This window comes from Brachybacterium sp. NBEC-018 (assembly GCF_024860185.1).
Taxonomy (GTDB): domain Bacteria; phylum Actinomycetota; class Actinomycetes; order Actinomycetales; family Dermabacteraceae; genus Brachybacterium; species Brachybacterium rhamnosum.
Genome location: NZ_CP100650.1, coordinates 1,548,677 through 1,565,092, shown reverse-complemented (window position 1 = coordinate 1,565,092; position 16,416 = coordinate 1,548,677). Strand labels below are relative to the sequence as shown.

General features: G+C 71.9%; 18 protein-coding genes and 4 tRNA genes. 6 read left to right on the top strand and 16 right to left on the bottom strand.

Going from position 1 to position 16,416, the window contains the following annotated elements; genetic code table 11:
• Positions 1 to 12: 12 nt before the first annotated feature.
• The gene (locus tag NLU66_RS06940) at positions 13 to 432 is read right to left on the bottom strand and encodes a hypothetical protein (RefSeq protein WP_259362201.1); all 420 of its coding nucleotides are present in this window, start codon (positions 430 to 432) and stop codon (positions 13 to 15) included.
• Positions 433 to 1,281: 849 nt separating this feature from the next.
• On the opposite strand from NLU66_RS06940, the gene NLU66_RS17725 reads away from it, so the two are divergent.
• Complete coding sequence (locus NLU66_RS17725) at positions 1,282 to 1,500, top strand: tautomerase family protein (protein ID WP_416232193.1); 219 nt, start codon at positions 1,282 to 1,284, stop codon at positions 1,498 to 1,500.
• An 89-nt stretch (positions 1,501 to 1,589) separates the two neighbouring features.
• Here the strand turns inward: NLU66_RS17725 and NLU66_RS06935 are convergent, their stop codons facing one another.
• The 4 genes from NLU66_RS06935 to NLU66_RS06920 form a co-directional block, all read right to left on the bottom strand.
• Complete coding sequence (locus NLU66_RS06935; RefSeq protein WP_259362200.1) at positions 1,590 to 1,907, bottom strand: hypothetical protein; 318 nt, start codon at positions 1,905 to 1,907, stop codon at positions 1,590 to 1,592.
• 37 nt (positions 1,908 to 1,944) lie between these two features.
• Positions 1,945 to 2,403, bottom strand: a complete 459-nt coding sequence (locus NLU66_RS06930) for a hypothetical protein (RefSeq protein ID WP_259362199.1) — start codon at positions 2,401 to 2,403, stop codon at positions 1,945 to 1,947.
• A 382-nt stretch (positions 2,404 to 2,785) separates the two neighbouring features.
• Positions 2,786 to 2,861 (bottom strand) — tRNA-Thr (locus NLU66_RS06925).
• Between the two features lie 106 nt (positions 2,862 to 2,967).
• Positions 2,968 to 4,617, bottom strand: a complete 1,650-nt coding sequence (locus tag NLU66_RS06920) for an alpha/beta hydrolase (RefSeq protein ID WP_259362198.1) — start codon at positions 4,615 to 4,617, stop codon at positions 2,968 to 2,970.
• 163 nt (positions 4,618 to 4,780) lie between these two features.
• On the opposite strand from NLU66_RS06920, the gene NLU66_RS06915 reads away from it, so the two are divergent.
• Both NLU66_RS06915 and NLU66_RS06910 read left to right on the top strand, forming a co-directional pair.
• Positions 4,781 to 5,905, top strand: a complete 1,125-nt coding sequence (locus tag NLU66_RS06915; RefSeq protein ID WP_259362197.1) for a sensor histidine kinase — start codon at positions 4,781 to 4,783, stop codon at positions 5,903 to 5,905.
• Positions 5,890 to 6,573 carry a response regulator gene (locus NLU66_RS06910; RefSeq protein WP_259362196.1) on the top strand — a complete coding sequence of 228 codons (684 nt, stop codon included), beginning with the start codon at positions 5,890 to 5,892 and terminating at the stop codon, positions 6,571 to 6,573. The genes NLU66_RS06915 and NLU66_RS06910 overlap by 16 nt, the downstream gene beginning before the upstream one ends.
• 23 nt (positions 6,574 to 6,596) lie before the next feature.
• On the opposite strand, the gene NLU66_RS06905 is transcribed toward NLU66_RS06910, so the two are convergent.
• Positions 6,597 to 6,959: a metallopeptidase family protein gene (locus NLU66_RS06905; protein ID WP_259362195.1), complete on the bottom strand. Its 363-nt coding sequence runs from the start codon at positions 6,957 to 6,959 to the stop codon at positions 6,597 to 6,599.
• Positions 6,956 to 7,558, bottom strand: a complete 603-nt coding sequence (locus tag NLU66_RS06900; RefSeq protein ID WP_259362194.1) for a TetR/AcrR family transcriptional regulator — start codon at positions 7,556 to 7,558, stop codon at positions 6,956 to 6,958. The genes NLU66_RS06905 and NLU66_RS06900 overlap by 4 nt, the downstream gene beginning before the upstream one ends.
• Positions 7,559 to 7,667: 109 nt before the next feature.
• Here NLU66_RS06900 and NLU66_RS06895 point away from each other — a divergent pair, with 109 nt between their 5' ends.
• Entirely contained in the window at positions 7,668 to 8,687 is a 1,020-nt protein-coding gene (locus tag NLU66_RS06895) for an aldo/keto reductase (RefSeq protein ID WP_259362193.1), read from the top strand.
• Positions 8,688 to 8,718: 31 nt separating this feature from the next.
• Entirely contained in the window at positions 8,719 to 9,084 is a 366-nt protein-coding gene (locus NLU66_RS06890) for a hypothetical protein (protein WP_259362192.1), read from the top strand.
• Between the two features lie 67 nt (positions 9,085 to 9,151).
• Here NLU66_RS06890 and NLU66_RS06885 read toward each other — a convergent pair.
• The 5 genes from NLU66_RS06885 to NLU66_RS06865 all read right to left on the bottom strand — a co-directional run bounded on the left by NLU66_RS06885 (position 9,152) and on the right by NLU66_RS06865 (position 11,228).
• Positions 9,152 to 9,227, bottom strand: a tRNA-Phe gene (locus NLU66_RS06885).
• A 151-nt stretch (positions 9,228 to 9,378) separates the two neighbouring features.
• Positions 9,379 to 10,398: an NADP-dependent oxidoreductase gene (locus tag NLU66_RS06880; protein ID WP_259362190.1), complete on the bottom strand. Its 1,020-nt coding sequence runs from the start codon at positions 10,396 to 10,398 to the stop codon at positions 9,379 to 9,381.
• Between the two features lie 103 nt (positions 10,399 to 10,501).
• Positions 10,502 to 10,575 (bottom strand) — tRNA-Asp (locus tag NLU66_RS06875).
• 285 nt (positions 10,576 to 10,860) lie between these two features.
• Positions 10,861 to 11,052: a hypothetical protein gene (locus tag NLU66_RS06870; RefSeq protein WP_259362189.1), complete on the bottom strand. Its 192-nt coding sequence runs from the start codon at positions 11,050 to 11,052 to the stop codon at positions 10,861 to 10,863.
• A gap of 100 nt (positions 11,053 to 11,152) precedes the next feature.
• Positions 11,153 to 11,228: transfer RNA gene (locus NLU66_RS06865), tRNA-Glu, on the bottom strand.
• Positions 11,229 to 11,456: 228 nt separating this feature from the next.
• Here NLU66_RS06865 and NLU66_RS06860 point away from each other — a divergent pair.
• The gene (locus NLU66_RS06860) at positions 11,457 to 13,127 is read left to right on the top strand and encodes a formate--tetrahydrofolate ligase (RefSeq protein WP_259362188.1); all 1,671 of its coding nucleotides are present in this window, start codon (positions 11,457 to 11,459) and stop codon (positions 13,125 to 13,127) included.
• A gap of 21 nt (positions 13,128 to 13,148) precedes the next feature.
• Here the strand turns inward: NLU66_RS06860 and mnhG are convergent, their stop codons facing one another.
• Genes mnhG through NLU66_RS06840 form a run of 4 tightly spaced genes read right to left on the bottom strand, consistent with a single transcriptional unit; the run spans position 13,149 to position 16,415 of the window.
• Complete coding sequence (gene mnhG / locus NLU66_RS06855; protein WP_259362187.1) at positions 13,149 to 13,751, bottom strand: monovalent cation/H(+) antiporter subunit G; 603 nt, start codon at positions 13,749 to 13,751, stop codon at positions 13,149 to 13,151.
• Complete coding sequence (locus NLU66_RS06850; protein ID WP_259362186.1) at positions 13,748 to 14,329, bottom strand: monovalent cation/H+ antiporter complex subunit F; 582 nt, start codon at positions 14,327 to 14,329, stop codon at positions 13,748 to 13,750. Before NLU66_RS06850 ends, mnhG begins: the two co-directional genes overlap by 4 nt.
• Complete coding sequence (locus tag NLU66_RS06845; RefSeq protein WP_259362185.1) at positions 14,326 to 14,862, bottom strand: Na+/H+ antiporter subunit E; 537 nt, start codon at positions 14,860 to 14,862, stop codon at positions 14,326 to 14,328. Before NLU66_RS06845 ends, NLU66_RS06850 begins: the two co-directional genes overlap by 4 nt.
• Entirely contained in the window at positions 14,859 to 16,415 is a 1,557-nt protein-coding gene (locus tag NLU66_RS06840) for a Na+/H+ antiporter subunit D (RefSeq protein ID WP_259362184.1), read from the bottom strand. The genes NLU66_RS06845 and NLU66_RS06840 overlap by 4 nt, the downstream gene beginning before the upstream one ends.
• Position 16,416 lies beyond the last annotated feature (1 nt).

The window sequence follows — 16,416 nt, the reverse complement described above, 5'->3', positions numbered from 1 at the left end:
CGGCAGAGCACTCTAGGCGGATTGCCACACGGTTCCGTAGGTCACTGTCCCTGAGCCGAGTGCGATCAGCCCCAAGTTGGCGTTAAGGAATGAGGGGGCGAAGCAGACCGTTTGGGAACAATCGTTGACGGTGCCACCGATGCGGATAGGGATAGAGAGGGAGAAGCACAGTGAGCGCGGACGCACCGGAAGAGAGCCGACGCCAGCGGCCGACGCATAGGTGCCGTTCGGAAAGCGTACGTTCGGGAACGAAATACCACTGCCGAGCGCTGCGACTCCCGCCACGTGCGGGCCGACTCCGAGGTTCGCCGTGGTGGTGTACACGTTGCCGTCAGACATCGTCAGCGTTGCTTGATGAGTAGTGACGACTCCGCCCGCCACCAGACCTGTGCAGCCCGTCAACTGGGCGGTGAACGCGCCCGCGATCGCCAACGCGCCACGGTTGCCGGTGACAACGGCCGTGGAAGCGCCGCCTCCCGCGAGTGGGGTAGAGCAGTTCTGGCAAGACGGAGACAACGCCAAGGCGGGCGCGGATGACGCGGCGAGCAGCCCCAAGGTTGGTGCAGCCCATAGAGCTCCGCGCGCGATGGTCCGACGTGGAACCTGCCGAGATTCAGTCATGGAGGTGACCCCTGTAGAGGCTGGCGAATCGCTCATCTCGGACTCGCGTTCGCAGATGCTAGCAACTTGGGCGACGCTTGTCAGCACGTTGAGTCGGTCCGGAGCGATCGGCTGGCTAGGGCGGGTGCTGACCGTAGAGCTCACCCTGTTCGACCTCAGCCTTCGATGCCACAGCTAACTTCGCTGTCCGCTACTTGGCAGTAGGTATGGCGAACTTCAACCCCCCTCCGTTAATGTTCGCGGCACAGGCATCACTGCCGGCCAAGAGAGGGGGTATCATTGGTAGCTCTCAGAGCCCTTGGTCTGGCGGCAACGCTTCTACTCTGTGCTCTCTTATACCCCACAAGCCGATTACCAGCCGCCATTCAGAGTTCCCCGGAGGGCGTTGGGCGGCGGCGCCTGCCGCTTGGGTTCACCGTGCGCAACATTGGTACGCAAAGTGTCCTCTCGGCCAAGGTGGACTCGATTGCGCTTGCGCACCTGGAAATGGGGCACTGTCGCTCGCTGGGCCGGGCAGTGCATCTTGGGGAAACGGTCCAAGTGACGTTCAAGAATGGCGCAGCCGGAAGCCTGGATGGCGGACTGCCCATCACGGTTAATGTAACTGAGGTAGCTCGTGGCTATTATCGTGTTATCAATCTGGTATTCGCGATTCCATGAATATGGATCGCCGCAGGCGTCACCGAAGCGATCGTCGCCAGCACCGGCGCACCGGCGGAGTCCGTGCACGTTCTGATCAACGAGGGCTCCGACGATCGGTACGCCGCTGGAGGCGTGATGCTACGCCCGGCGATGCAACAGCGAGCCGGTCAAGGGCCGCGCAATCGACGAAGCGCCCCCCTCTCCCACGGGAGGGTGGGGGCGCATTCGTGCGTCTAGGGTCAGGTCGGGAGGGCAACCTTCAGGGAGCGACTGAAGCTCACCGAACCGCCAAGGCGAGTGTCGGTGAACTTAAAGCGCTCACGCCGCTAGCTCTGGGCCAGAGCATCGAACAGCATCCCAATGCACGAGTAACGGGAAACCTCGCTGGACTCATCACCAGGCGTGGAGCCGGTGAACCCCACGACCTGGATTCCGGAGTCTCGAAGCATGGCCACGACGACCTCATCCCCGCTGTACTGGGTCATCCGCTCGAGCACCTCATGAATGGCGTCGTCGTACTCGACCGCGAGGGCAGGGGTCCCCGACTGGTACTTGTTGGCGCGCAGGTACTCGCGCCCGTCAGCGGTCGCGGTCAACTTGCCGAACGCACGTGCGACCTCGAGCCTCGCTCGAACGGTGCTCATCGCTTCCACCTTCGAAAGATCTCCTCAGCCTCATCGATCATCTGATCGTGGCGCCATGACAGGTGTCGATCCGTGAGACCTCGTGGATCTCTCCGCCCGGCTCCGCGAAGTAGGGCATGATCGCGAACCGCACGACGAGGTCACGGTAGACGTTCTGCACAGTCTGCGGCTTCAGCTCGTCGGTGAGGTCGATCGGGACAACAACGTCCGTACATGCGCTCAGAGGAGGCGGCTCGTAGACCCGCGCGTCGGGGTAAGCCCCCATGTCGACCAGACGGCGCCCAGTGCGATCGACCGGAGTCATAGGCCTGCCCTCATCTAGTTGGAGGAATCCCCTCCCCGCGCGATCCCAGCTAGTTTCGGCCCGCTCCATCCGCTCGACCCAGCCGGCGTGCCAGTCGCACACGGTCACGGGCTGCTCGCCGTCCGCGGGGCGCAGTTCGAGGACCGTCGGCACCGTCGCGTCTGCGGTGCAGTCGAAGAGGTCGCAGTCCAACCCGTGAGGGTACCCGCGGCACCCCGGCACCGTCACCGGTGGATCACCCCCGACGGGTCCGTTCAGCCGAGGTCCTCCAGCCTGCCGCAGTCCCGGCACTCCAACGTCTGATGCCCACCCGAGAGCGGCCCGCCGCCACAGAGGCAGGATCGCCAGCCGACGACTAACCTCGAGCCCCCGCACGCGCACCGAGGGGGCAGGGGCTCGGCCCAGCCGTGCCGAGTGTGGGTCAGCTATCCGTCCATGGCGCAAGTGTGCATTCGAGGTGCGACGCACCGCGATGGGTATCCCGAGGGGCAACGGAGCCCAGAAGGGGGACCTGATGGGCATCTCGGCACGAGAAATGCCCGGTCCCCCTCGCGGGGAATCCGGACCTGACCTGTGGAGCCGCCTGCCGGAATCGAACCGGCGACCTATTCATTACGAGTGAATCGCTCTACCGACTGAGCTAAGGCGGCGTCACCGCCGATCACGGCGGACCGGATCACTGTAGGCGACTCCTGGCCCCCGGCGCAAAACGCCGGGGCGGATCCCGCCGCAGGTCACATCCGGCGCCGCACAGGATCAGCAGCGGGTGCCCTCCGCGGGGGCGGTGCCCTCGAGCAGGTACGCGTCGACCTGCTCCTCGATGCAGCCGCCCGAGCGGCCGTAGGCGGTGTGCCCGTTGCCCTCGAAGGTCAGCAGCACGCCCGAGGAGAGCTGGTCGGCGAGGGCCTCGGCCCAGGCGTAGGGGGTGGCCGGGTCGCCGGTGGTGCCGATGACGACGATCGGGGCGGCGCCGTCGGCCGTGACGGGGGCGGGCTCGCGCACCGGCTTCTCCGGCCAGTAGCCGCAGGTGGTGGCGGCGTAGGAGAAGGAGGAGCCCCACACCGGGTCGTCCTGCGAGAGCTGCTCCGCGAGCGCGGTCTCCTCCTCCTCGCTCGCGAGCCCCGGACGGTCCAGGCAGTTCACGGCGGTGATGACCTCGTTGCCGTTGCCGCTGTAGCTGCCGTCACGGTTGCGGCTCGCGGACTGGTCCGCGATGTTCAGGAGGATCTGACCGTCCCCGTGAAGCGCGGCGGCGAGCCCTTCGCGGCCGTACTGCCAGGAGCTGTCGTCGTACATGAGCATGAGCACAGCGGAGCGGGCGAGGGCTCCGGTGAGCGGGCGGTCCGGGTCGTCCGTGGGCAGGGGGTCCGACTCGGCCGTCTCGAACAGGTCCAGGAGCTGCTGCACGGCGGCGTCGACGTCCCCGGTGAAGGGGCACTCGCCCTCGCCCTGCTCGAGGCAGTCCTCGAGGAAGGTGCGGGTCGCCTGCTCGAAGCCGCCCGCCTGGCCGGTGCTGAAGTCGTCCGCGGTGAGCGTGGGGTCCACGGCGCCGTCGAGCACCATCCGCCCCACGCGCTCCGGGTACAGGCCCGCGTAGGTCGAGCCGAGGAAGGTGCCGTAGGAGTAGCCGAAGTAGTCGAGCTCCTCGGAGCCGACGGCCGCGCGGAGCACGTCCAGGTCCCGCGCCGAGGAGGCCGTGTCGAGGTACGGGAGCAGCTCCGCGGAGTCCGGGTCCGCCTCACAGCCCTCGCCGAGGCGCTGGACCCACGGGTCCTGCACGAGCTCGCCGCCCTCGGTGAGGAGGTCGAAGGTGTCCGAGCGCATCTGGTCGAGGTCCGCGTCGGAGAGGCAGTCGATGCCCTGGGAGCGGGCGACGCCGCGCGGGTCGAAGCCGATCACGTCGTAGGAGGCCATGACATCGGCGGAGAAGTACGCATCCGCCTGGGCGGCCATGTCCACGCCGGACCCGCCGGGGCCGCCGGGGTTGACGACGAGCGAGCCCGTCGCGTCGACTGTCGCGCCCTGCCGGGCGACGGCGAGCTCCACGTCCCCGGCGGAGGGGTCGTCCCAGGCGAGCGGCACGGTGAGGGTGCCGCACTCGAGCCCGTCGGAGCCGCTCACGTCCTCGCAGGCGCCCCAGTCGATCTGCTGGTCGTAGTACTGCGCGTAGGCCGGGTCCGAAGCCGGGTCGACGTCGAGATCCGCGGCGTGGGAGGTGCCCAGCTCCGCGAGCTCCGCGGTGCCCGTCCCGGTGCTCGCGGCGCCCTGGTCCGCGCCGCCGTCGGAGGCGTCGGCCCCGTCGGAGCCGCCTCCGGGGGTGCAGCCGGTGACCGCGAGGAGCGCGGCGGCGGCGAGCACGCCGAGGCGGGCGAGGGGGCGACGGGGCACGGGGCGGGGGCTGCTCATGGAGGCTCCTGCGCACCGGCGGGGACGAGCCGGCGCAGTCGACGGGCGAGGGACGGGCGGGGGTCGGGCGGCCCCGGGCCGGTCACGAGGACGGCCCTGCGGGCCCGCACATCCTAGGGCGCCGGGCGCGCCGCACCCCTCTCAGCGCCGATAGGCTGGGCGGATGGACGAGCTGGGGATGCCGGTCAGACGCCGGTGGCAGGAGGTGGGCCTCGCCCTCCTCGTCCTCCTCGAGACCGCGCTGACCTTCGTGCTGCGCAGCGGGCGCGCCGACCTCCTGGCCTGCGCGGTGACGCTCGTGCTCGGCGCCGCCCTGCTGTGGCGATGGACCCGCTGGCCCTGGCTGCTGCCGCTCGTGCTCGCACTCAACGCCCTGGCCGGCTCCCTCGTGGTGATGGTCGTGGGCACCTACGCCTACGCGACGCGCAGCGCCTCGCGGCTGCGCACGGTGCTGATCGCGGCCGTCGCGGGGGTCGCGGGGGCGATGCCCACCCTGTTCCTCGGCGACACGATGCTCTCGGTGACGGGCGCGCTCACGAGCGTCCTCGTCGTCGCGGCGGCGACCGCGACGGGCATGTACACCGCGACCCGGCGCCTGCTGCTGGGCCAGCTGCGCCAGCGCGCGGAGCAGGCGGAGTCCGGCCGCGGCCTCGCGGAGGAGCAGGCCCGGCGGGCCGAGCGCACGCGCATCGCCCGCGAGATGCACGACATCGTCGCCCACAAGATCTCCCTGGTCGCCCTGCAGGCCGGCGCCCTCGAGGTGAACCCGAACCTCGAGCGGGAGCAGGTGCAGGCCTCCGCCGGGCTCATCCGGCAGACCGCCGCCTCCGCGCTCAACGAGCTGCGGGAGGTGCTCGGCGTGCTCCGCGGCGACGGCGAGGAGGCGCCGCTCGCCCCGCAGCCCACCTGGGAGGACGTGCGCGCCCTGGTCGCCGGCTCCCGCGAGGCGGGGATCAGTGTGGAGATGTTCGACTTCATCGACGACCCGGTGCCGGACGCCCTGGCCCGCACCGCCTATCGGGTGGTCCAGGAGGGGCTGACGAACATCCACAAGCACGCGCGGCTCACCGACTCCCGGGTGGCGCTCATCGGCGAGCCCGGGACCGAGCTGATCATCGAGGTCAGTAATGTTCTCCCCCAGGGGTTCACCTCGGATCTGCCGGGCGCCCGCATGGGCCTGTCCGGGATCGAGACGCGTGTGCTGCACGCGGGAGGGACCATCACCTCCGGCCCCACCGACGACGGACGATTCGAAGTGAGGGCGGTGATCCCATGGCCGGCGACGTGACCCGCGTGGGACTGATCGACGACGACTCCCTGGTGCGCGCCGGGCTGGCCATGATCCTCGGCGCGGATCCCGGGATCGAGGTGGTGGGCGAGGGCAAGGACGGCTCCGAGGCCGTGACCCTCGTGCACCGCCACCGGCCCGACGTCCTCCTGATGGACGTGCGGATGCCGCAGATGGACGGCATCGCCGCGACGAAGGCGGTCGTGGCGCTCGCGGAGGCGCCGAAGATCATCATGCTCACCACGTTCGACATGGACGAGTACGTCTTCCAGGCGCTCGAGGCGGGGGCGAGCGGGTTCCTGCTCAAGGACACCCCGCCGCAGGACCTCGCGCGCGCGGTGCACGTGGTCGCGGGCGGCGAGGCGATGCTCGCGCCGACGGTCACCAAGCGGATGCTCTCGCACTTCTCCGAGGCGAACCCGAGCTCCCGCCAGGACCGTCACCCGGGCCTGGACCAGCTCACGGAGCGGGAGACGGAGGTCCTCGGCGCGGTGGGCGCGGGACTGTCGAACGCGCAGATCGGCATGCGCCTTTTCATGAGCGAGGCGACCGTGAAGGCGCACGTCTCGAAGATCTTCTCGAAGCTCGACTGCACCAACCGCGTGCAGATCGCGATCATCGCCCACGAGGCGGGGCTCAGCGACCTCGACGTCGACCTGCCCGACTGAGCCGTCACGGGGCGGCCCGGGGCTCAGCCCCAGCCGAGCTCGTGGAGCCGCTTCTCGCTGAGGCCGAAGAGGTGCCCGAGCTCGTGCAGCACGGTGACGGCGATCTGCCGCACGAGGTCCTCGCGGCTGCGGGCGTGACGCCGCAGGGGCCCGCGGTAGACGAAGATCCGGTCCGGCTCGCGGAAGCCGTCGAACACGCTGCGACGATCCAGCGGGATGCCGACGTACAGGCCCAGCAGCTCGGTGCCGTCGCCGCGCGGCTCCGGCTCCTCCTCGACGAGGATGACGACGTTGGACTCCGCGATGGTGCGGGCGATCTCGTCCGGCAGCGAGTCGAGGGCGTCGTCCACCGCCTCCTCGAAGTCCGCGCGGCTGATCTCGATCATGCGGTCATCGAAGCATGTCCGGGTGGGAGCACGGCGAGACCGTCGACCAGCGCGCGGATCATCGAGGTCTCGCTCGCGACCTCGTCGGGACGCTCCGGATCGATGAGGTGGCTGAGCGCGACGATGAGGTCCTCGGCGCGCAGCCCGGGGCGGAGGCTCCCCTCGAAGGCGCCGCGGTCGAGGATGCGCTGGACGGGCTCGGCCAGGAGGCCCAGGAACTGCTCGGGCAGGGCCGCGTAGGCGGGATCCCCGGAGTGCAGGGCGCTGCCGAAGCCCTGCTTGGCGGCGACGAAGCCGGCGAGGCTCCGGGTCCAGGCACGCAGCGCCTCGGGCGGGGGGAGCTCGTCGCCGAGCCGCTCGGCATCCGCCGCGGTCGCCTCGAGCTCGTGGCGGAAGACGGCGATGATCAGGTCCGATCGCTGCGGGAAGCGACGGTACACGGTCCCCACGCCGACGCCCGCGCGCGCGGCGATGCTCCGCATGGGCGCGTCCACCCCGACCTCGGCGAAGAGCTCGCGGGCGGCCTCGAGCACCGCGACGGCGTTGCGCTCCGCGTCGCGGCGGCGACGGGGCGTCCCGGCATCCTGCTGAGCGGTCACGGATCTCCTGCCGTTGACAAGCGGAACGCAGTTCCGCATACTTCCGGACGACGGTTCCGGTGAGGGACAGCCTAGACCTGCGCCACGGCGCACACCCCAGGAGGACACCATGCAGCACCGACCGCTCGGCCGCACCGGCATCCACGTCTCACCCCTCGCGCTCGGCGCGATGATGTTCAGCTCGTTCGGCAACGGCGACCAGACCCAGGTGGACCGGATGGTGGGGCGGGCCCTGGACGCCGGCATCACGGTCGTCGACACCGCCGACGCCTACGGCGAATCCGAGGAGATGCTCGGGCGCGCGCTGCGAGGGCGTCGCGACGAGGTGGTCCTCGCGACCAAGTTCGGGCGCCCGATGGGCGAGGACCCGAACCGGGGCGGCGCCTCGCGGCGCTGGATCATGACCGCCGTCGAGGACTCCCTCCGCCGGCTCGGAACAGACCACCTGGACCTCTTCCAGCTGCACCGACCGGACCCCGCCACGGACATCGAGGAGACGCTCTCCGCCCTCACAGACCTGGTCCGCAGCGGGAAGGTACGGGCGATCGGGACCTCCGACATGCCGGCGTCGGACATGGTCGAGGCCCACTGGATCGCCGAGCGGCGGGGCCTGGAGCGCTTCCGCACCGAGCAGCCGCACTACTCGCTGCTGGATCGCGGCATCGAGCGCGAGGTGCTGCCCGTCGCCCAGCGACAGGGGATGGGGACCCTCATCTGGAGCCCGCTCGCGAGCGGGATGCTCACCGGCCGCGTGCGCCGCGGGGTCGAGAGCGACCTCCGGCGCACCTCGCTGTTCGCGGCGCTGCGGGACGAGCGCCGTATCGACGCCGTCGAGGAGCTCCTGACCCTCGCCGAGGGCGCCGGACTCTCCCTCACCCACATGGCGATCGCCTTCGTGATCGCGCACCCCGGCGTGACCTCGGCGATCATCGGCCCGCGCACCCCGGAGCAGCTCGAGGACCTGCTCGCCGCCGCGGAGGTCAGGCTGACCGACGACGTGCTGGACCGCATCGACGAGATCGTCCCGCCGGGGACCGGTGTGGGCCGCATGGACCAGGAGTACTCGACGCCCCCGGTCCTCGACGCCCGCCTGCGCCGTCGCCCCCTCGAGCAGCGCGCCGCCGCCTGATCCCCACGCGGGCCGCCGTAGGCTCTCCCCCATGGACACGACGGCGCACTGGGTCGCGGCGACCCGCGAGGACGGGGAGACCGTGGGGCACCTCGAGCCCCTCGACGAGGACTTCGAGCAGGTGCAGCCGCGCTCCCTGCTCGGCCACCCCGTCGGCGGGCCCACGGACTACTGCGCCGCCGAGGAGCGGCTCGTGGAGCGCGGGATCGGGGAGCTCGCGGGCCTGTGGACGCTCGACGCGGGCACCGCGCAGGCGCTGCACCGCGTGGGCATCGTCGAGCTGTCCCGGGACGGGATCGTCGTCGCCGACGCCCTCCTCACGAAGGCCCTCTCCCCCACGGCGCGGCACCGGATCCCCTGGCCGGACCTCGAGGGACGGCTGCGCCCCGAGGACTGAGGCCGGGCCCCTGCGCGATCGGGCCCCGAGCACGACGAAGGCCCCCTGCGAGGCAGGGGGCCTTCCGTGGTGGCTCCGACCGGCGTCGATCCGGTGACCTTTCGATTTTCAGTCGAACGCTCTACCAACTGAGCTACAGAGCCGTGACCGTCATGGCCGTGGCCGCGGGGCGACCGAGGAACAGGCTAGCAGGGCTCGCGCCCTGCTCCCAACCGCCGGGCCCGGGTGTAAGGCACACCACCCTCGCGGACTCGACGGTCGCCCCGCGCCGGCCTGCCGGGTGCCGGTCCAGGATCAGTCGAGGGTCACGAGGGCCTTGCCGAGGTTGTCCCCGCGCAGCATGCCGACGAACGCCTCCGGCGCCCGGTCGAGGCCCCGGGTGACGTCCTCCGTGTAGCGCACGGAGCCGTCCTGCACCCACGCGGTCATCTCCCGCAGGAAGTCCTCGTGCATCTCCTCGCGGAACTCCCGCTGGATGAAGCCGCGCAGGGTCAGGCTCCGGGAGAGCACCTGCCCCAGCAGCTGCCCCGAGCGGTCCGGCCCCTCGGGCAGCGAGGTGGCGCTGTACTGGGCGGCGAGGCCGCACACGGGCACCCGCGCGTACTCGTTCAGCAGCGGCAGCACGGCGTCCCACACGGCGCCGCCCACGTTCTCGAAGTACACGTCGATGCCGTGCGGGGCGGCCCCCGCGAGGCGGCCCGGGAGGTCCGGGGCGCGGTGGTCGAGGGCCTCGTCGAAGCCGAGGCCGCGCAGGTGCTCGACCTTGCGCTCGCCGCCGGCGATGCCGATCGCGCGGGCGCCGCGCAGGCGGGCGATCTGTCCGACGGCGGAGCCGACGGGCCCCGCGGCGGCGGCGACCGCGAGAGTCTCCCCTTCCTGCGGCCTCCCGATGGCGCGCAGGCCTGCGTAGGCGGTGAAGCCGGGCATGCCGAGCACGCCGAGGGCGGTGGTGACGGGGGCGACGACCGGGTCGAGGCGGCGCAGCGTCGCGGCCGGCTCGACGCTGTACTCCTGCCAGCCGCCGTAGCCGAGGACGATCTCGCCGGGAGCGAGATCATCCGCCTCGGAGGCGACGACCTCGGCGACGGTCGCGCCGACGATGACGTCCCCGATCTCCATGGGGGCGGCGTAGGAGCGGGCATCGCTCATCCGGCCGCGCACGTACGGGTCCAGCGAGACGTGGAGGGTGCGCAGCAGCGCCTCCCCGGGGCCGGGGACGGGCAGCAGGGCGGAATCGTGGAGGAAGTCCTCCGGCGCGGGCACGCCGTGGGGGCGGGAGGCGAGACGGATCCGGTGGTTGACGGGGGTGCTCATCCCTCAACCCTAGGATCCGCCCGCCCCCGCTCCTCGTGACCCTGTGACCCGCCCGGGCATGCAGAAGGCCCCGGAGCGATGCTCCGGGGCCTTCTGTGCGGGGCGACCCTGACCGGACTTGAACCGGCGACCTCCGCCGTGACAGGGCGGCGCTCTAACCAACTGAGCTACAGGGCCATTCGTCGTTCCGCCTCGCGGCCTCTCGACTCGGATAACTCTACCGGACGTCCGCGGGGGGTCATGACCACTTTTGCTGTGACGCCCCTCGCAGTCCGCGACGCGGCGCTCGACCGCGTGGGACCGGGGCTCCCTGATCGCCCCGCCGCTGCACCCAGTCGTGGTGGAAGCCGCAGAGATCGACGGGCCGCGGGCCGTCGGCGAAGGGCAGCTCGACCGTGGAGACCGCGGCGCTGCTGCAGCCGCCGATCCCGCACCGGCCCGTGCGCTCGAAGGTGGTGTCCGTCATCGCTCATGCTTCGCGATGATCCGCCAGCAGTCGGCCCCGTCCAGCTCCTGCACCGTCCCCTCCGGGGCGAGGGTGTCGAGCTCCTCGACGATCGCGTCGACGTCGAAATCGGAGGGGTCCCGGGACCCCTCGCTCGTGCGGCTCTCGATCGCGTGGACGACGACCAGCCTCAGCTTCTCCCGGTCCATGCGGACCTCCCTCGGTAGCGTCCTCCCGAGGCTACGCCCCGTGCCGCCGGAACGGGAGGGGCCCGGGCGCCCGACCGCGGCGCCCGGGCCCCTCCCGTGCTGGTACCCCCAACGGGATTCGAACCCGTGTCGCCGGCGTGAAAGGCCAGTGTCCTGGGCCGCTAGACGATGGGGGCCCGGGGCAGCGAGCTGCCCCGGCCGAGCATACCCATGCCCGTGACCCGCGTGCGAGACGTCCCCACCGCGATGCGGCGCACCCGACACCGTGGGCGCCTGCGGGGCCACGGGGCCGGAACCCGGCGAAGCCGCCGCGCGCCCCGCGCCGCGACCCTAGGGTGAGGACTGCCGGCCACCCGCCGGCGCCGCCGTCCCAGGACCACCTCCGTCCCGAGAAAGAGGAACCGATGCCGTCCGAGAACCCGGATCTCGCCATCGCCCAGGCCGCGACGCTGCGCCCCATCGCCGAGATCGCCGCCCGCGCGGGCATCCCCGAGGAGGCGCTGGTCCCCCACGGCCACCACATCGCGAAGGTGGACCGCTCGCGGGTGGCCCCGTCGGGCGGCACGGCGAAGCTCGTGCTCGTCTCCGCCATGTCCCCCACCCCCGCGGGCGAGGGGAAGTCGACTACGACCGTGGGCCTCGCCGACGCCCTCTCCCTCGCCGGGAAGCGGACCATGGTCGCGCTGCGGGAGCCGGCGCTCGGCCCCGTGATGGGCGTCAAGGGCGGCGCGACCGGCGGCGGGCACGCCCAGGTGGTGCCGATGGAGAACATCAACCTGCACTTCACGGGTGACTTCCACGCGATCCAGATCGCGAACAACACGCTCGCCGCCCTCGTGGACAACCACCTCCACCAGGGCAACGCGCTCGGCATCGATCCCCGCCGGATCCAGTGGCGGCGCGTCGTCGACGTCAACGACCGCGCCCTGCGCCACGTCGTCGTCGGGCTCGGCGGCCCCACCCAGGGCGTGCCGCGCGAGGACGGCTTCGACATCGTCGTCGCCTCGGAGATCATGGCGATCCTGTGCCTCGCGACCGACGTCGCCGACCTCGAGCGCCGCATCGCCCGGATCGTCGTGGGCTTCCGGTACGACCGCTCCCCCGTCACGGCCGGCGACCTCGGCGTCGCGGGCGCGATCACGCTGCTGCTCAAGGACGCGCTGCTGCCGAACCTCGTGCAGACCCTCGGCGGCACGCCCGCGCTCGTGCACGGCGGCCCCTTCGCGAACATCGCCCACGGCTGCAACTCCCTCGCCGCGACCCGCCTCGCCCTGGACCTCTCCGAGGTGGTCGTCACCGAGGCGGGCTTCGGCTCGGACCTCGGGGCGGAGAAGTTCCTCGACATCAAGGCCCGCCTGGGCGACCTCCATCCCGACGCGGCGGTGCTCGTCGCCACCGTGCGGGCGCTGAAGATGCACGGCGGCGTCGCGAAGGACGACCTCGCCGCGGAGGACGTCGACGCCGCGCTGCGCGGCACCGCGAACCTGCGCCGCCACGTCGAGAACCTGCGGCGCTTCGGCCTCGAGCCCGTCATCGCGTTGAACCGCTTCCCCACGGACACCGACGCCGAGATCGCCGCCGTGCTCGACTGGGCCCGCGAGCAGGGCTGCCGGGCGGCGCTCTCCGAGGTGTGGGCCTCCGGCGGGGAGGGCGGGCGCGCCCTCGCCGAGGAGGTCCTCGCCGTGCTCGAGGAGGGCTCGGACTACCGCCCGCTCTACGACCCCGCCGGCGGCGTCGAGGCCTCGATCCGCACGATCGCGACCGAGGTCTACGGCGCGGGCGAGGTGCTCCTGACCGACCGCGCCCCCGCCCAGCTGCGGATGCTCCGGCGCCACGGCTGGGACACGCTGCCCGTCTGCATGGCGAAGACCCAGTACTCCTTCTCCGAGGACCCGACCGCGCTCGGCGCCCCGGACGGCCACACGCTCCACGTGCGCGACCTCGTGCCGCGGATCGGCGCGGGCTTCGTCGTCGCGCTCACCGGCGCGGTGATGACCATGCCGGGACTGCCGAAGGAGCCGGCCGCCCTGCGCATGGGGGTCGAGGCCGACGGCACCGCCCGCGGGCTCTTCTGAGCCTCCTCGCCCGGTGAGGGGTCAGCGGCGCGCGTCGCGCTCCGCGACCTCCTCCGCCTCGCGCTCGGTCTCGTCGCCCAGGTCGAGGTCGTAGCTCTCGGGGTCCGGGCCGAGGTCGTCGTCCTCGTCCTCGTCGACGTCCCAGTTGTGGTCGATGACGGCGCCGGCGGCGTCCTCCGCGGCGACGACGTTCTCGGGGAAGCGGTGGTCCTCCGCCTGCGCCCCGAGGCCCTCGTGCGGGTCGTCGCCCTCGTCGAGGAAGCCGTCCTCGTCGTCGTCCTCGTCGCCGACGTCGGCGAGGCGCGGGGTGAGCTCGTCGATCGCGTACTCGCCGCCGCGCACGAAGCCGCGGCGGAACGCGGCGCGGCCCACCATCGTGCTCGCCACGGGGACGGTGAGCATCTGCGCGACGAGCACGAGCACGAGCATCCCCGCGAGCGCCCAGGAGCCCACGAGCAGGGCGACGCCGCCGAACACGAGCACGAGGCCCAGGGTCTGCGGCTTCGAGGTCGCGTGCATGCGGGCGAGCACGCCGTCGAAGCGGTGCAGGCCCACGGCGGCGACGACCGTGAGCAGCACGCCGAGGGACATGAGCACCACGGCGAGGATCTCGAGCGCGGTCATCGCGGGCCCTCCTCACGGCCGAAGCCCTCCACGAGGTCGTCGTCCTCGTCGTCGTGGTCATCGTCGGGGTCCCGGACGTCGGTCCGGGGGCCGTCGCCGGCCTCCGGCCCCGGTCCGCCGTCGGCGTCCTCGTGGGCGTTGACGGGGATCTCCTCCCCCACCTCGACGTCCTGCCAGGTGTTCGCGCCGTCGGCCCCCTCGGGACCGTCGCCGTCCTCCCAGCCGGCGACCCTCCCGGGCTGCTCGAGGTCGAGCGCCCGGAAGCCGCCCGTCGAGGAGGCCTCCCCGTGGGTGCGACGTCCGGGCCGGGCCGGGTCCTCGCGGGCCACGAAGCGGGCGAAGGTCACCGTGCCGATGAAGGCGAGACCCGTGAGGGTGAGCATCGAGGGCACGGCCCAGGCGGCGTGGGCGTGCGCCGTGTACAGCGCGAGGGCGAGCACCAGCAGCACCACGAGCATGTCGGTGGCGACGGCCCGGTCCAGGATCGTGGGGCCGATGATCATGCGCACCACGACCGCGATCGCGGTGAGGGCGAGCACGCCGCCGAGCACGAGCAGGGCGATGTCGACGGGGGTCATCGCAGTCCCGCCTCCTCGAGCACCTCGCGCCGGGCGAGGGCGAGCAGCAGCCGCCGCTCCTGCGCCCGGGTCGCCTCGCGCTGCGCCTCCGCCTGCTCCTCGTCCGCCGCGCCGATGACGTGGAGGAAGAGGGTGCCCGTGGCCCGCTGCGCCTCGACCACGACGGAGCCGGGGATGAGCGTCGCGAGCACGGCGGTCATCGTGAGGAAGAAGTCGGAGCGGCTCGCGAGCGTCACCGCGATCACCGAGCTCGCCGGCTGCCCCGCGGGACGGACCGCGTACCAGCCCACCTGGACCGCGGAGACCGCGAGGTCCCCGAGGAAGCGCACGAGGAACGACGCGAAGCGCAGGGGTCGCAGGGTCAGCTCGTGGCCGACGGGCGGCATCGGGAACAGCACCATGACGAGCGCCGCGACGAGCAGGCCGCCGAGGACCGTCTTGAGGTCGACCGCGCCCCACAGCAGGCACCACACGGCGACCGCGCCGAGCAGCCACACCCAGGAGCGGCGGAGGTCGCCGAACGTGCGGGTCATCGCTCCACCACCTTCTCGCCGGCGTCGTCGATGCGGTACTGGAGCTCACCGGCGGCCTCGTCGCCGAGCACCGCGGAGACGTACGGGGTGCGCTCGAGCACGGTGCGGGCGGCCTCGTCGGAGTAGGTCATGAGCGGGCCCGCGGCGAGGGTGAGCCCCACCGAGAAGGCGACGAGGGCGGTGGTCGCCCCGGTCATCACGCGCGGCACGGGATGGTCGTTCGCGACGACGTCCTCCGAGGGGGCCTGCCAGAAGGCGCGGTTCCAGATCTTCGCGATCGCGTACAGGGTGAGCAGGCTCGTCAGCACGCTCGCCCCCACCAGGATCCAGCCGGCGGGCCGGTCGTAGGCGATGCCGGCCTCGACGAGCCCCACCTTGCCGATGAAGCCGGAGAACGGCGGGATGCCCGCGAGGTTCATGGCGGGCACGAAGAACAGCACCGCGATCACGGGCGCGGCCTTCGCGAGGCCGCCCAGGCGCGCGAGGTTCGTGGTGCCGCCGCGCTGCTCGATGAGGCCCGCGACGAGGAACAGCGTGGACTGCACGGTGATGTGGTGGGCGACGTAGAAGATCGTCGCCGTCATGCCCAGGCGCGTGCTCACGCCGAGGCCCAGCAGCATGTACCCCATGTGGGAGACGAGCGTGAAGGACAGCACGCGCTTGAGGTCCGTCTGCGCGACCGCGCCGAGGATCCCGATCACGAGGCTCAGCGCGGCGGCCGCGAGCAGCAGGTTCGACAGCTGCGAGGCGGGGAAGAGCAGCGTCTCCAGGCGCAGGATCGCGTAGATGCCGACCTTGGTGAGCAGTCCCGCGAAGACCGCCGTGACGGGCGCCGGCGCGGTGGGGTACGAGTCCGGCAGCCAGGCGCTGAGCGGGAAGATCGCGGCCTTGATCGCGAAGGCGACGAGCAGCAGCAGCTCGAGCACCATGCGCGTGCCCTCCTGCAGGCCGTCCAGCCGCACGGCGAGCATCGCCATGTTGACGGTGCCGGTCGCGGCGTAGATCGCGGCGATCGCGGAGAGGAAGATGACGGAGCTCAGAAGCGAGACGATGACGTAGGTCGTCGCGGCGCGCACGCGGCTCGCGGAGCCGCCCAGGGTGAGCAGCACGTAGCTCGAGGCGAGCAGCACCTCGAAGCCCACGTAGAGGTTGAACAGGTCCCCCGCGAGGAAGGCCATGGACACGCCCGCGACGAGCGCGAGGTACGTGGGGTGGTAGATCGCGACCGGGGTGCGCTCGGAGTTCTCGGCGACCGTCTGGCCGCTCGAGTAGAGCAGCACCGCGAGGGTCACCGCGCTCGAGACGAGCAGCATGAGGGCGGTGATCCTGTCCGCGACGAGCACGATCCCCTGCGTGGGGGTCCAGTCGCCGATCTGGAGGACGAGCACGCCGCTCGCGGGGACCAGCGCGATGAGCGCGATCGCGACCGCGAGGATCGCGGCGAGGGTGAGGATGGTGAGCCACAGCTGCACCTTGTGGCGGTGGCGCAGCAGCAGGGTCGCGGCCGCCCCGGCGAGCGGCAGGACGACGGGGAGGGCGAGGAGCAGCTCCATG

What these genes read in the sequence shown, in the direction of transcription:
- NLU66_RS06935 (WP_259362200.1), bottom strand. Translation starts at nt 1,907, where the DNA reads ATGAGCACCGTTCGAGCGAGGCTCGAGGTCGCACGTGCGTTCGGCAAG.
- NLU66_RS06920 (WP_259362198.1), bottom strand. Translation starts at nt 4,617, where the DNA reads ATGAGCAGCCCCCGCCCCGTGCCCCGTCGCCCCCTCGCCCGCCTCGGC.
- NLU66_RS06915 (WP_259362197.1), top strand. Translation starts at nt 4,781, where the DNA reads ATGGACGAGCTGGGGATGCCGGTCAGACGCCGGTGGCAGGAGGTGGGC.
- NLU66_RS06910 (WP_259362196.1), top strand. Translation starts at nt 5,890, where the DNA reads ATGGCCGGCGACGTGACCCGCGTGGGACTGATCGACGACGACTCCCTG.
- NLU66_RS06905 (WP_259362195.1), bottom strand. Translation starts at nt 6,959, where the DNA reads ATGATCGAGATCAGCCGCGCGGACTTCGAGGAGGCGGTGGACGACGCC.
- NLU66_RS06895 (WP_259362193.1), top strand. Translation starts at nt 7,668, where the DNA reads ATGCAGCACCGACCGCTCGGCCGCACCGGCATCCACGTCTCACCCCTC.
- NLU66_RS06890 (WP_259362192.1), top strand. Translation starts at nt 8,719, where the DNA reads ATGGACACGACGGCGCACTGGGTCGCGGCGACCCGCGAGGACGGGGAG.
- NLU66_RS06880 (WP_259362190.1), bottom strand. Translation starts at nt 10,398, where the DNA reads ATGAGCACCCCCGTCAACCACCGGATCCGTCTCGCCTCCCGCCCCCAC.
- NLU66_RS06870 (WP_259362189.1), bottom strand. Translation starts at nt 11,052, where the DNA reads ATGGACCGGGAGAAGCTGAGGCTGGTCGTCGTCCACGCGATCGAGAGC.
- NLU66_RS06860 (WP_259362188.1), top strand. Translation starts at nt 11,457, where the DNA reads ATGCCGTCCGAGAACCCGGATCTCGCCATCGCCCAGGCCGCGACGCTG.
- mnhG (WP_259362187.1), bottom strand. Translation starts at nt 13,751, where the DNA reads ATGACCGCGCTCGAGATCCTCGCCGTGGTGCTCATGTCCCTCGGCGTG.
- NLU66_RS06850 (WP_259362186.1), bottom strand. Translation starts at nt 14,329, where the DNA reads ATGACCCCCGTCGACATCGCCCTGCTCGTGCTCGGCGGCGTGCTCGCC.
- NLU66_RS06845 (WP_259362185.1), bottom strand. Translation starts at nt 14,862, where the DNA reads ATGACCCGCACGTTCGGCGACCTCCGCCGCTCCTGGGTGTGGCTGCTC.
- NLU66_RS06840 (WP_259362184.1), bottom strand. Translation starts at nt 16,415, where the DNA reads ATGGAGCTGCTCCTCGCCCTCCCCGTCGTCCTGCCGCTCGCCGGGGCG.